This is a genomic window from Propioniciclava sp. MC1683 (genome assembly GCF_014164675.1).
In the GTDB taxonomy this organism is placed as follows: domain Bacteria; phylum Actinomycetota; class Actinomycetes; order Propionibacteriales; family Propionibacteriaceae; genus Propioniciclava.
This window is the reverse complement of the sequence record NZ_JACJFX010000034.1, coordinates 18,836-31,099: the sequence shown is the minus strand read 5'-3', so window position 1 is coordinate 31,099 and position 12,264 is coordinate 18,836. Positions and strand designations below refer to the sequence as shown.

The following is a 12,264-nucleotide window of genomic DNA, read 5'->3' as shown; positions in this document are numbered from 1 at the left end:
CGGCGAACAACGCGTCCGGGAACAGGCGGTGCCGGTGCTCGGCCAAGAACCGGAACACGCTGCCAGCCGGCAACAAATGCCCCGCCAGCGACTCCACGTCCAACACATCCCGCTGCGGACTCGACTCACCCTGCACAACCCAACAATTCCAGCCAGCTGCCGGTCAGTCCCGTGGGCACGCGGACAGATTGTTCAGCAGGCTCCTAGCCCAGCAGCGGCTTGAGGAACTCGCCGGTGTGGCTGTCGGGGTTGGCCGCGATGTCCTCGGGCGTGCCGACCCCCACGACGAGGCCGCCGCCCGCGCCGCCCTCGGGACCCATGTCGATGACCCAGTCGGCCGTCTTGATGACGTCGAGGTTGTGCTCGATCACGATCACCGAGTTGCCCTGGTCGACCAGGCGGTTCAGCACGCCGAGCAGCTTGGCGATGTCCTCGAAGTGCAGGCCGGTGGTCGGCTCGTCGAGGATGTAGACCGTCCGCCCCGTCGAGCGCCGCTGCAGCTCGGTCGCGAGCTTCACGCGCTGGGCCTCGCCGCCGGACAGCGTCGTGGCCGGCTGGCCCAGGCGCACGTAGCCGAGCCCGACGTCGACCAGCGTGTCCATGTACCGCCGGATCGCGTTGATCGGCTCGAAGAAGACCGCGGCCTCCTCGATCGGCATGTTGAGCACCTCGGCGATCGACTTGCCCTTGTAGTGCACCTCGAGCGTCTCGCGGTTGTAGCGGGCCCCGTGGCACACCTCGCAGGGCACGTAGACGTCGGGCAGGAAGTTCATCTCGATCTTGATCGTGCCGTCGCCGGCGCAGTTCTCGCAGCGGCCGCCCTTGACGTTGAACGAGAACCGGCCCGGCTGGTAACCGCGGGCCTTGGCCTCGGGGGTCTCGGCGAACAGCTTGCGGATGCGGTCGAACACCCCGGTGTAGGTCGCGGGGTTGGACCGCGGCGTCCGCCCGATCGGGCTCTGGTCGACGTGGATGGCCTTGTCGATGTTCTCGAGCCCGGTGATCTTGCGGTGCCGACCGGGCACGTCCTTGGCCGAGTACAGGTGCCGGGCCAGCGCCTTGGACAGGATGTGGTTGACCAGCGAGCTCTTGCCCGACCCGGACACCCCGGTGACGGCCACCATGCAGCCGAGCGGGAACTCCACCGACACGTCGCGCAGGTTGTTCTCGGCCGCGCCCTCCACGCCGAGCACCTTGCCGTTGCCCGTGCGCCGGATGGCGGGCACCGGGATGCTGCGGCGTCCGGACAGGTACGCACCGGTCAACGACTGCTTGTTGGCCAGCAGCTCCTTCACCGAGCCCGACACGATGATGTTGCCGCCGTGCTCACCCGCGCCGGGGCCGATGTCGACGACGTGGTCGGCGGTGCGGATCGTGTCTTCGTCGTGCTCGACGACGATCAGGGTGTTGCCCAGGTTGCGCAGCCGGATGAGCGTGTCGATCAGCCGCCGGTTGTCGCGCTGGTGCAGGCCGATGCTCGGCTCGTCGAGCACGTACAGGACGCCGACCAGGCCCGAGCCGATCTGCGTGGCCAGCCGGATGCGCTGCGCCTCGCCACCGGACAGGCTGCCGGCCGACCGGGACAGCGTGAGGTACTCGAGGCCGACGTCGAGCAGGAACCGCAGCCGTTCGCCGATCTCCTTGACCACCCGCTCGGCGATGGCGGCCTCGCGCTCGGTGAGCACCAGCCCGCGCATGAACGCCTGGGCGTCTGCGATCGACAGGTTCGCGACCTCGGAGATGTTGAGCCCGCCGATCGTGACGGCCAGCGAGGTGGGCTTGAGCCGGGCGCCCTCGCACGCGTCGCAGGGGCGCTCGCGCATGAAGCCGGCGAACCGGTCGCGCGCGTTGTCGCTCTCGGCCTCGGTGAACCGGCGCCGCACGTACGGCAGCGCGCCCTCGAAGCTGGCGTTGTAGCTCGTGCGCCGCCCGTGGCGGTTGACGTTGGTGACCCTCAGCGTGCCCTTGACGCCGTTGAAGATCATGTTCTGGACCTTGGCCGGCAGGTCCTCGAACGGGGTGTCGACCGAGAAGTTGTGCATCTCTGCGAGCGTGCGGAAGATCGTCTGGAAGTAGCCCGAGACGTACACCGAGTTCCACGGCACCACCGCGTTGTCGGACAGGCTCTTGCTGCGGTCGGGCACGACCAGGTCGGGGTCGACCTCCATGCGCGTGCCGAGGCCCGAGCACGTCGGGCAGGCACCCCACGGCGCGTTGAACGAGAACTGGCGGGGCTCGAGCTCTTCCAGCGAGATGTCGTGGTTGTTCGGGCAGGCCAGCTTCTCGGAGTACCGCCGGTGACGCTTGGGGTCGCCCTCGGGCACGTCGACGAACTCGATCTCGACCACGCCCTGGGCGAGGTTCAGCGCGGTCTCGACCGAGTCGGTCAGGCGCTGCTTGATGGACGCCTTGGCCGCCAGCCGGTCGACCACCACCTCGATGTTGTGGCGGATCTGCTTGTCGAGCGTGGGCGGGTTGGTGAGCTGGTGGACCTCACCGTTGACGCGCACGCGGGTGAAGCCCTGCGTGATGTAGGAGCGCATCAGCTCGATGTGCTCGCCCTTGCGGCCGCGCACGACCGGGGCGAGCACCATGAACCGGGTGCCCTCGGGCAGCTCGAGCAGCCGGTCGACGATCTGCTGCGGCGTCTGCCGGGTGATGGGCTCGCCGCACTCGGGGCAGTGCGGGTGGCCGATGCGCGCGTACAGCAGGCGCAGGTAGTCGTAGACCTCGGTGATCGTGCCGACCGTGGAGCGCGGGTTGCGGCTGGTCGACTTCTGGTCGATCGACACCGCCGGGGACAGGCCCTCGATGAAGTCGACGTCGGGCTTGTCCATCTGCCCGAGGAACTGGCGTGCGTAGGCGGACAGCGACTCGACGTACCGGCGCTGGCCCTCGGCGAAGATCGTGTCGAACGCCAGCGACGACTTGCCCGAGCCGGACAGCCCGGTGAAGACGATGAGGGAATCGCGCGGAAGCTCGAGGCTCACGTTCCGCAGGTTGTGCTCGCGCGCACCAGCGACGATCAGGCGTTCAGTCACCCGCACCATGTTAGGCGCGGCCTCTGACAGTTTCCGTACCGCCCTCCACGGCGGTGAGCCAGGTAGGGCTAGGGTGACCTTCATGCTCGCGATCCTGAACCAAGGACAGGTGGAGCCTGCCCTCCGTCGCATCGCGACCGCGACCCAGGCGCTGCTGCGCCACACCCTCGACCTCGAGGAGGACGACTGGCGCGCCCCGTCCCTCCTCCCGGGCTGGTCGCGCGCCCACGTCGCGTCGCACATCAGCCGCAACGCGGACGCCCTACGTCGCGTCATCGCGGCCGCCCGCGACGGCGAACCGGCGCCTCTCTACCCCTCGTCGGCGGCGAAGTTCAACGACATCGAGCGCGGCTCGGAACGCAGCGGACTGGAGCTCCACGTCGACCTCGACACCTCGGCCGGAGAACTGGCCAACCTCTGCGAGCGCGTCGAGGACTGGCTCGTCCCCGTCCGCCTCATCGGCGGCGAGTTTCCCCTGTCGGTGGTCACGCTGATCCGCCTCCACGAGCTGACGCTGCACCACCTCGACCTCGACACCGGCTTCACCTGGGAAGACGTCGACCTCATCCCCGCCCGCTGGATGCTGGAGTGGATGCTCATCCTCCTCCGCGACGACCAGTCCCTGCCCGCCGTCGACATCGTGTCGGACGCTGGCGTCGCGGCCTCGCTGGGGGGTGTGGGAGAGCGCCGCACGGTGACCGGCCCGGACGCCGCGCTCTGGGCCTGGGTGACCGGCCGCACCAAGGGCCAGGGCCTCACGGACGCCGAGGGCATCACCTTCCCCCTCGCCGGCTGATCGCCGAGAGCCCGTGTTCCCAGCGCCGAGAGCCCGTGTTCCCAGCGCCGAGAGCCCGACAACCCTTGCCACCGTGCCACTCCTCGCGTAGGAACAACCCATGGACATCGCCAGCGCCGTCGTCGGAACCATGGGGAACAACGCCTACCTGCTCACCGATGCGGGCGAGGGACTGCTGATCGATGCAGCCGACGACCCTGTCGCGCTGCTGGCCCTGATCGGCGACACCCCGCTCACCGCGATCGTCACGACCCACCGCCACCAGGACCACCTCCGCGCCCTGGCCGCCGTCGCCGCCCACACCGGTGCCCGCCTCATCGCCGGTGAACCGGACGCCGACGCCATCGAATCCGCCACCGGGGTCACCATCGACCAACGCGTCTGGGACGGCGACACCCTCCGCGTCGGCAACACCGGGCTCACCGTCGTCGGCCTGGTCGGCCACACGCCCGGGTCGATCGCGCTCATCCACTCCCCCGACGAGGGCCACGCCCACGTGTTCAGCGGCGACTCCCTCTTCCCCGGCGGGGTCGGGAAGACGCACACCCCCGATGAATTCACCTCCCTGTACGAGGGCGTCACCACCAAACTCTTCGACCAACTCCCCGACGACACGGTCATCCACCCCGGCCACGGCGACCCGACGACGCTCGGCCACGAGCGCCCGCAGCTGGACGCGTGGCGGGAGCGTGGCTGGTGACACCCATCCCCCACCAGCTCGCGCCCTACCTCGCCGACCTCACCGCGATGGTCCGGGACGCCGTCGGCCCCGACCTCGTCGGCATCTGGCTCATCGGCAGCGCCGCACAGGAGGCGTACGAGCACGGGGTCAGCGACGTCGACGTGTTCGCCGTCACGCGCTCCCGACACCCCGAGCACGACCGGGTCACCCTCGGCGAGCGCATCGTCCACCCCGCACTCCCCTGCCCGACGGTGGGGCTGGAGTTCGTCTGGTACGCCCTCCCCGACCTCGATCCCCTCGGCGACCCCGTCCAGTTCCAGCTCAACGTCAACGGCGGCCTCGCCCGCCCGTCGGTCATCCAGCTCGCCCCCGAGGGCCCGAACTACTGGGCCGTCCTCGACCTCGCAGCGGCGCTGCGGGTCGGCGTCCCGCTCGGCGACTCCCCACCACCCGAGGACGCCCTCCCAGCACTCCCCGACCACCGGGTCGCCCAGGCGATCCGGGAGTCGCTCGCCTGGCACGACGGCCCCGACGCGGGCTCCCCCAACCGGGTGCTCAACCTGGCCCGGTTGCTCGTCCTCGTCGAGGACGGCACGTGGCTCAGCAAGCAGGCCGGGGCCGCGGCCCTCATCGCCCGCCACCCCGAGTTCGCGGACGCCGTCAGCGAGGCCCTGCTCGCACGCGCCGAAGGGCGCTGGATGGACCCGCACCTCGCGGACCCACTCAGCTCCCTCCTGCAGGCAGCTACGGCTGGACGCTGACCCCGACGTTGCGGCGCCCGGCGTCGGACGTCCACACCTCGCCCGGGATCCCGGACACGTGGGGGTTCTCGTTCAAGTCGAACACACGCTCCATGACCGGGGTGTCCTTCTGGGCCTGGAAGTCGCGCAGCGCGCCGACCGCCTTCTTGCCCAGCAGGAACAGCGCGATCAGGTTGATCACGGCCATGACCGACATGAACACGTCGGCGATCGCGAACAGCAGGTCGAGGCCCTGCAGCGCACCCCACGCGGTGGACCCCACGACCAGCAAACGAACCAGCAGGTTGCCGACGCGCCCACCGCCGAGGAAGTCCTGGTTGACCTCGGCGTAGGAGTAGTTGCCCAGGATCGTGGAGTAGGCGAACACGAAGATTAGGATCGCCATGACGGGGGCCGTCCACGCGCCCAACTCACCGGCCAGCGACTGCTGGGTGATGGTGGCCGCGACGTCCGCGCTGGTCACGCCGGGGGTGTAGACCTCGGGCGAGGAGAGCAGGATCACGATCGCGGTCGCCGTGCAGACGATCATGGTGTCGACGAACACGCCCGCCGACTGGATGAGCCCCTGGTGCACCGGGTGCGAGGTCGTCGCGGTCGCGGCCGCGTTGGGCGCCGAGCCCATGCCCGCCTCGTTGGAGTACATGCCGCGCTTCACGCCGTTCAGCATCGACGCCAGGATGCCACCCGCTGTCCCGGACAGCGCCGGGTTCAACCCGAACGCGCCCGCGAAGATGGACCCGATGATGCCGGGCACCGCGGGCAGGTTCGTCACGATCACGACCAGGGCGAGCAGCACGTAGACCAGCGCCATGCCGGGCGCGAGGATCTCCGACACCCGGGCCACCGACTTGATTCCGCCGAAGACGATGAGCGCGGTCAGCACACCCAGGCCGATGGCCGTCCAGATCGGGTCGATGCCCCACGTGGACTGGAACACACTGGCGATGGTGCCGGCCTGGATCATCTCGAACGCGAAGCCGAAGGTGAAGATCAGCGCGCAGGCGAACACGATGCCGAAGGCCCGCGAGCCGAGCCCGCGTTGGATGTAGTACGCCGGGCCGCCACGGAAGGTGCCGTCCTCGTGGGGGATCTTGTAGATCTGCGCGGTCGTCGCCTCGACGAACGCGGTCGCCATGCCGAGTAGCGCCATCAGCCACATCCAGAAGATCGCGCCGGGCCCGCCGAGCGTCAGCGCGACCGCGACGCCCACGATGTTGCCGACGCCCACGCGGGAGGCCAGCGAGATCGCGAACGCCTGGAACGACGAGATGCCGCCCTCCACGTGGCTGCGCGAGTTGAAGATGACTTTCCACATCGTCGCGAACAGCCGGAACTGCACGCCCTTCGTCATCACCGTGAAGGCCACGCCGGCCGCGATCAGGAAGACGATCAACACCCACGTGAGGTTGTCGTTGAGGAAGGCGATGACGGCGTCCATGCGTTCGCTCCGTTCGGTTCGGGTGGCAGCACACTACGTCACACACCCACCCCCGACCCGGACGCCGCCCCGACTACTTCGTCGCCTCCACCATCTGCCGGATCATCTTCTTCAGGTCGTGGATCTCGTCGCGCAACCGCGCTGCCGTCTCGAACTGCAACTCACGCGCAGCCTCGTGCATCTGGTCGCTGAGCTCGTGCACGAGCTTCGCCAGCTCCGAGGTCGGCAGCGACCCGAGGTCGCGGTCGCCCTTCTTCAGCGCCGGCACCGGGGCGCCCTTGTCGCCGAACTTGCCGACGACGTCCCAGGTGTCGGCATCCTCGCGGGCGAGCATGTCGGTGATGTCGGCGATCTTCTTGCGCAGCGGCTGCGGGTCGATGCCGTGCTCGGTGTTGTACGCCACCTGCTTGGCGCGACGCCGGTTGGTCTCGTCGATGGCCGCCTCCATCGACGGCGTCATCTTGTCGGCGTACATGTGCACCTGGCCGCCGACGTTACGGGCGGCACGGCCGATCGTCTGGATCAGCGACCGCTCCGAGCGCAGGAAGCCCTCCTTGTCGGCGTCGAGGATCGCCACCAGCGACACCTCGGGAAGGTCGAGGCCCTCGCGCAGCAGGTTGATGCCGACCAGCACGTCGTACTCGCCCATGCGCAGCTCGCGCAGCAACTCGATGCGGCGCAGGGTGTCGACCTCGGAGTGCAGGTACCGCGTCCGGATCCCGTTCTCCATGAGGTAGTCGGTCAGGTCCTCGGCCATCTTTTTGGTGAGGGTGGTGACCAGCACGCGCTCGTTCTTCTCGACGCGCAGCTTGATCTCGCCCATGAGGTCGTCGATCTGCCCCTTGGTGGGCTTCACGATCACCTCGGGGTCGACCAGGCCGGTCGGGCGGATGACCTGCTCGACCACGCCGTCGGCCCGCGCCATCTCGTAGGGCCCCGGCGTCGCCGAGAGATACACGGTCTGCCCGATGCGCTCGGTGAACTCCTCGAACCGCAGCGGCCGGTTGTCCATCGCCGACGGCAGCCGGAACCCGAAATCGACCAGCGTGCGCTTGCGTGACATGTCGCCCTCGTACATGCCGCCGATCTGCGGTACCGACACGTGCGACTCGTCGATCACGAGCACGAAGTCCTCGGGGAAGTAGTCCAGCAGGCAGTTCGGCGGCGTGCCCGGCCCCCGCCCATCGATGTGGCGGCTGTAGTTCTCGATGCCCGAGCAGGTGCCGATCTGGCGCATCATCTCGATGTCGTAGCCGGTACGCATGCGCAGTCGCTGCGCCTCCAGCAGCTTGTTGGACGCCTCGAGGTCGGCCAGGCGCTCCCCCAGCTCGGCCTCGATGCCGGACAGCGCCCGCTCCATGCGTTCGGGGCCGGCGACGTAGTGGGACGCCGGGAAGACGTAGACCTCGGCGTCCTCGCTCAGCACCTCGCCGGTGAGGGGGTGCAGGGTGGACAGCGCCTCGATCTCGTCGCCGAAGAACTCCACGCGGACGGCGTTCTCCTCATACATCGGGAAGATCTCCATCGTGTCGCCCCGCACCCGGAACGTGCCGCGCGTCGCAGCCAGGTCGTTGCGCACGTACTGGTTCGTGACCAGACGGCGGGCCAGCGACTCCATGTCATGGCTCTCCCCCACCCGCAGCCGGATCATGCGGTCGACGTACTCCTGCGGCGTCCCCAGACCGTAGATCGCCGAGACCGTCGCCACCACGATGACGTCACGGCGAGTCAGCAGCGAGTTGGTGGCCGAGTGGCGCAGACGCTCGACCTCCTCGTTGAGCGAGGAGTCCTTCTCGATGTAGGTGTCCGTCTGCGGGACGTACGCCTCGGGCTGGTAGTAGTCGTAGTAGCTGACGAAGTACTCGACCGCGTTGTCGGGGAAGAACTGCCGCAGCTCGTTCGCGAACTGCGCGGCGAGCGTCTTGTTCGGCTGCATGACCAGCATCGGACGCTGCAGCCGCTCGGCCAGCCACGCCACCGTCGCGGTCTTGCCGGTACCGGTGGCACCCAGCAGCACGACGTCGTTCTCGCCCGCGCGAATACGGCGCTCGAGCTCGTCGATCGCGGCCGGCTGGTCGCCAGCCGGGGAGAAGTCAGCGTGCACCTCGAACGGTGCCACGCGGCGCTGGATGTCGGTCGTGGGACGCATGGTGTCCAGCGTAGGCGGCACCTCTGACACTTTCCCGGCCCGGAGGACGGGGACGAGCAGCCGCTGGCGTCGTCCCCTGCGGCAGGGGGCGTCGGGTCCTACAGCTCCACCCGGTCGCCGAGCAGCCACGCGAACAGCAGCACCGCGACGCTGGCGACGAGCAGCACGAACGACAGGCCGACGGCGAGCGCCATGTTGGACTCGAACCCGATGAAGATCGCCAGCGGCATCGTCTGGGTCACGCCCTCGCGGTTCCCCGCGAAGAAGATCGTCGCCCCGAACTCGCCCAGCGCCCTGGCCCACGCGAGCACCAGCCCGCTCAACAACGCCCGCTTGGCGACCGGCACCATGATGTGGCGGAACAACTGGCCCTCCGAGGCCCCGTCGACGTGCGCGGCCTCGGGCACGGCCGGGTCGATCGACGCGAACCCCACCCGGGCGGCCCGCACGTAGAACGGGCCCGCGACGAACACCTGAGACAGCACGACGGCGGCCGTGGTGAACGGCAGCGAGATGCCCAGGAACGCGAGCGGCTCGCCCAGCCAGCCCCGGCGTCCGAACACCTCGAGCAGGGCGATGCCGGCCACCATGGGCGGCAGCACGATCGGCAGGTCGACCAGCAGCTGCACCAGCGTCCGCCCCGGGAACCGCCAGCGGGCCAGCGCATAGGCCAGCGGCGTCCCGGTGGCGATGATCACCAGGGCGCTGAACGCCGACGTGCCCAGCGACAGCTTCACCGCCGCGTGCACCGCGGGGTCGGCCAGGTAGGTTGCGAGGTCGCTGCTCAGGGCGAGCCAGACCAGGCCCGCGACCGGCACGGCGAGCAGCCCCACGAGGCTGCCGGCCGGGATCGCGAAGCCGAGGACGTCGCGCGCCAGAGTCCTCACGCGGCGGGCGGCAGGTAGCCGGCCTCCGTGAGGATCTCCCTGCCCTCACCCGCGGTCATGAAGGCGATGAACGCCGCGGCGCCCGCCGGGTTCTTCCCCGCCGTGACCGGCGCGATCGACAGGGGCAGCTCCGCGTTGAACGCGTCCGGCACCTGGACGATCTCGGCGTCGGCCGGCACGTCGGTGACGAACACCACCCCGGCGTCGGCCTCGCCCTTGGTGACCTTGGTCACGATCGGCTGGACGCCCATCTCCCGGCTCACCGTGTTGGCCGTGACGGCCGCGGTGAAGCCCGGGTGGGCCGCCTCGACCTTCGTGAACCCGCGCTCGGTCACCTTCCAGATCGGCAGCGTCTCGGCGCCGAGCAGCACCGTCACGCCGGGCTTGGCGAGGTCCTCGATCCCGGCGATGCCGGCCGGGTTGCCGGGCGCGACCACGACGACCAGCTTGGTGCGGGCGAGCTGCTGAACCCGGTCGGCGACCACCAGGCCGGCCTCGGCGGCCGAGGTCATGTCGGCTGGGTTGGCGGCGACCCACACGTCCGGCGTGGCCCCCTTGGCCAGCTGCTCGCGCTGGATCGGCGTGTGCCCCACCTCGACCACCGTGTGCGCCCCGCCCACGTCGAAGGCGGCCGCCAGCCCCTTCGCGTGCGCGGCCATCGCGCCGGGCACGAAGACCGTGACCTCGGACGCCGCGGGCGAAGCCGGGGCGGTGCCGGCGGACCGCGTGGCCGGGGCGGCAGCGGGAGCGGGGGTGGCGGTGGGACCGGCGCACGCCGCCAGCGGGACGAGGGCGAGCGCGGCGAGGACGCGACGACGGGACAGGGACACGGGACTCCTCCTTGTTCACCTCAGGAGTCGTCCCGGGGCGCCGGAAAGTTCCCGGCGATTCCAGCCGGATCAGGAGGCCGGGTCAGCCGGCCAGGCGCAAGGCGTCCAGTTCGGCGGCTGCGTCGGACCACCGGGCAAGCAGGTCCGCGCGGGCGCGGGCGACCCGCGAGCGGATCGTGCCGACCGCCACCCCGGCGATCGTGGCGGCCTCGGCGTAGGAGTAGCCGAACACCTGGGTGAGGACGAGCGCCTCGCGGCGGTCGGCGTCCAGCCAGGCGAGCATGGCGTCGATCTCGACGCGGTCGGTGTCGTCGCCCACGGCGTCCGAGCCGCAGTCGCCGGGCGCACACGGAGCAGAAGGCCGCGCAACCTCGTAACGCACCCGGTCGGCCGCGGTGCGGCGGGCGATCGTCAGCAGCCAGGAGCGGGCCGAGGCCTCGCCGCGGAAGCCGGGCAGGGCGTCCATGGCCCGCAGGTACGTCTCCTGGGTGAGGTCGTCGGCCGCGTCGGCGTCGGCTAGGTGGGCCAGGAAGCGCCACACGTCGGCCTGCGTCAGGCGGATGAACTCCCCCAGCGCCACGCGGTCGCCCCGGCCGGCCGCCAGCGCGAGGCCGGTGACCTCGGCGTCGAGGGCGGTGCGGGGTGACATGGGCACGCCCAGCACCCTAACGCTAGGCTCGGACCGTGCCCCAGCCGACCTGCCCGCAGCCCCGCCGTTGGCGGCTCGCGGCGTCGGCCCTGCTCGACGGCGAACCCCTCCCCGTCCCCCGCGAGAAGCTGGACGCCCACCTGGCCGCCTGCCCCGACTGCCGGGCGTGGGTGGCCCAGGCCCGCACGCTGTCGCCGGAGCTGCGCCGCGACAGCCTGCGCCCGCCCGACCTCACGCGGATGCTGATCGGGGTCACCGAGGCCCACATCTGCGGCTGCCACACGGGCGGCGAGTGCCTGTGCACCGACTGCCAGTGCCCGACGTGCACGTGCAAGCCGGTGGCGTGATGGCCACCGCCGCGGGGCGCGACCTGCGCATCCTGGTCGCCGACGACGACGCGATGGTGCGCGAGGCCTACCGCGCCTTCTTCGCGCGCACCGACGGGTTCGAGCTGGTCGGGGAGGCCACCGACGGCGACGAGGCGTTCGACGCCTACGTGCGCCTGCGACCCGACTGCGTGCTGATGGACCTGCAGATGCCCGGTGCGTCCGGGGTGCGGGGCATCCATCGGATCACCCAGGCCTTCCCGGACGCCTGCTGCGTGGCCCTGACGACCTTCGGCGGGCAGGACTATGTCGTCGCGGCCCTGCGGGCCGGGGCGTCCGGCTACCTGCTCAAGGACGCCGGCGCCGACGCGCTGCGGGCGGCGATCCGCCAGGCCGTGGCCGGCGAGATGCCGCTGTCGCCGAGCGTCCGGCAGGCGGTGGTGGCGTCCGTGCGTGACGGCAGCGGGCCGATGCCGGGTGAGGAGGCACCGCACCTCACCGCCCGCGAGGCCGAGGTGCTGTCCTTGGTGGCGGGCCTGTCGAACGCGCAGATCGCCGCGCGCCTGTTCCTGTCGGAGGGGGCGGTCAAGCAACACCTCACCCGCATCGGCCACAAGCTCGGGGTGACCTCACGGACCCAGATCGTGGTGCGCGCCATCCAGGTGGGGCTGCTCGACCCGAACGAACTCGACGTCGGCGACTGAT

The 12,264-nt window shown here is 70.4% G+C and carries 10 protein-coding genes and 1 pseudogene; 5 read left to right on the top strand and 6 right to left on the bottom strand.

Annotation, left to right across the window (positions count from 1 at the left end):
• Window positions 1-209: 209 nt before the first annotated feature.
• Window positions 210-3,050 (bottom strand): annotated as a pseudogene (gene uvrA, locus H5397_RS14765) (excinuclease ABC subunit UvrA); the annotation flags it as partial.
• Between the two features lie 73 nt (window positions 3,051-3,123).
• Here uvrA and H5397_RS14760 point away from each other — a divergent pair.
• From H5397_RS14760 to H5397_RS14750, 3 genes are all read left to right on the top strand, one after another.
• Complete coding sequence (locus tag H5397_RS14760) at window positions 3,124-3,837, top strand: maleylpyruvate isomerase family mycothiol-dependent enzyme (RefSeq protein WP_182818347.1); 714 nt, start codon at window positions 3,124-3,126, stop codon at window positions 3,835-3,837.
• 100 nt (window positions 3,838-3,937) lie between these two features.
• Window positions 3,938-4,537, top strand: a complete 600-nt coding sequence (locus tag H5397_RS14755; protein ID WP_182818345.1) for an MBL fold metallo-hydrolase — start codon at window positions 3,938-3,940, stop codon at window positions 4,535-4,537.
• On the top strand, window positions 4,534-5,280 hold the full coding sequence (locus H5397_RS14750) for an aminoglycoside adenylyltransferase domain-containing protein (protein ID WP_182818344.1): 747 nt from the start codon (window positions 4,534-4,536) through the stop codon (window positions 5,278-5,280). The genes H5397_RS14755 and H5397_RS14750 overlap by 4 nt, the downstream gene beginning before the upstream one ends.
• Here H5397_RS14750 and H5397_RS14745 read toward each other — a convergent pair.
• From H5397_RS14745 to H5397_RS14725, 5 genes are all read right to left on the bottom strand, one after another.
• Window positions 5,264-6,718 carry a sodium:alanine symporter family protein gene (locus tag H5397_RS14745; protein WP_182818342.1) on the bottom strand — a complete coding sequence of 485 codons (1,455 nt, stop codon included), beginning with the start codon at window positions 6,716-6,718 and terminating at the stop codon, window positions 5,264-5,266. The two genes, H5397_RS14750 and H5397_RS14745, sit on opposite strands and share 17 nt — an antisense overlap.
• Before the next feature lie 73 nt (window positions 6,719-6,791).
• On the bottom strand, window positions 6,792-8,867 hold the full coding sequence (gene uvrB / locus H5397_RS14740; RefSeq protein WP_182818341.1) for an excinuclease ABC subunit UvrB: 2,076 nt from the start codon (window positions 8,865-8,867) through the stop codon (window positions 6,792-6,794).
• A 98-nt stretch (window positions 8,868-8,965) separates the two neighbouring features.
• Window positions 8,966-9,754 carry an ABC transporter permease gene (locus H5397_RS14735; protein ID WP_182818340.1) on the bottom strand — a complete coding sequence of 263 codons (789 nt, stop codon included), beginning with the start codon at window positions 9,752-9,754 and terminating at the stop codon, window positions 8,966-8,968.
• On the bottom strand, window positions 9,751-10,584 hold the full coding sequence (gene modA, locus H5397_RS14730; protein ID WP_182818339.1) for a molybdate ABC transporter substrate-binding protein: 834 nt from the start codon (window positions 10,582-10,584) through the stop codon (window positions 9,751-9,753). The genes H5397_RS14735 and modA overlap by 4 nt, the downstream gene beginning before the upstream one ends.
• Before the next feature lie 82 nt (window positions 10,585-10,666).
• Window positions 10,667-11,233, bottom strand: a complete 567-nt coding sequence (locus H5397_RS14725; RefSeq protein ID WP_182818351.1) for a sigma-70 family RNA polymerase sigma factor — start codon at window positions 11,231-11,233, stop codon at window positions 10,667-10,669.
• A gap of 35 nt (window positions 11,234-11,268) precedes the next feature.
• Between H5397_RS14725 and H5397_RS14720 the strand changes: the two genes are divergently transcribed.
• Complete coding sequence (locus H5397_RS14720; protein ID WP_182818337.1) at window positions 11,269-11,580, top strand: zf-HC2 domain-containing protein; 312 nt, start codon at window positions 11,269-11,271, stop codon at window positions 11,578-11,580.
• Window positions 11,580-12,263, top strand: coding sequence for a response regulator transcription factor (locus H5397_RS14715; protein WP_182818336.1), 684 nt, complete (start codon window positions 11,580-11,582; stop codon window positions 12,261-12,263). The genes H5397_RS14720 and H5397_RS14715 overlap by 1 nt, the downstream gene beginning before the upstream one ends.
• Window position 12,264: the final 1 nt, after the last annotated feature.

Excerpts from the sequence above, each read along its gene's own strand:
- H5397_RS14760 (WP_182818347.1), top strand. The coding sequence starts at position 3,124 with ATGCTCGCGATCCTGAACCAAGGACAGGTGGAGCCTGCCCTCCGTCGC.
- H5397_RS14725 (WP_182818351.1), bottom strand. The coding sequence starts at position 11,233 with ATGTCACCCCGCACCGCCCTCGACGCCGAGGTCACCGGCCTCGCGCTG.
- H5397_RS14715 (WP_182818336.1), top strand. The coding sequence starts at position 11,580 with ATGGCCACCGCCGCGGGGCGCGACCTGCGCATCCTGGTCGCCGACGAC.
- uvrB (WP_182818341.1), bottom strand. The coding sequence starts at position 8,867 with ATGCGTCCCACGACCGACATCCAGCGCCGCGTGGCACCGTTCGAGGTG.
- H5397_RS14755 (WP_182818345.1), top strand. The coding sequence starts at position 3,938 with ATGGACATCGCCAGCGCCGTCGTCGGAACCATGGGGAACAACGCCTAC.
- H5397_RS14745 (WP_182818342.1), bottom strand. The coding sequence starts at position 6,718 with ATGGACGCCGTCATCGCCTTCCTCAACGACAACCTCACGTGGGTGTTG.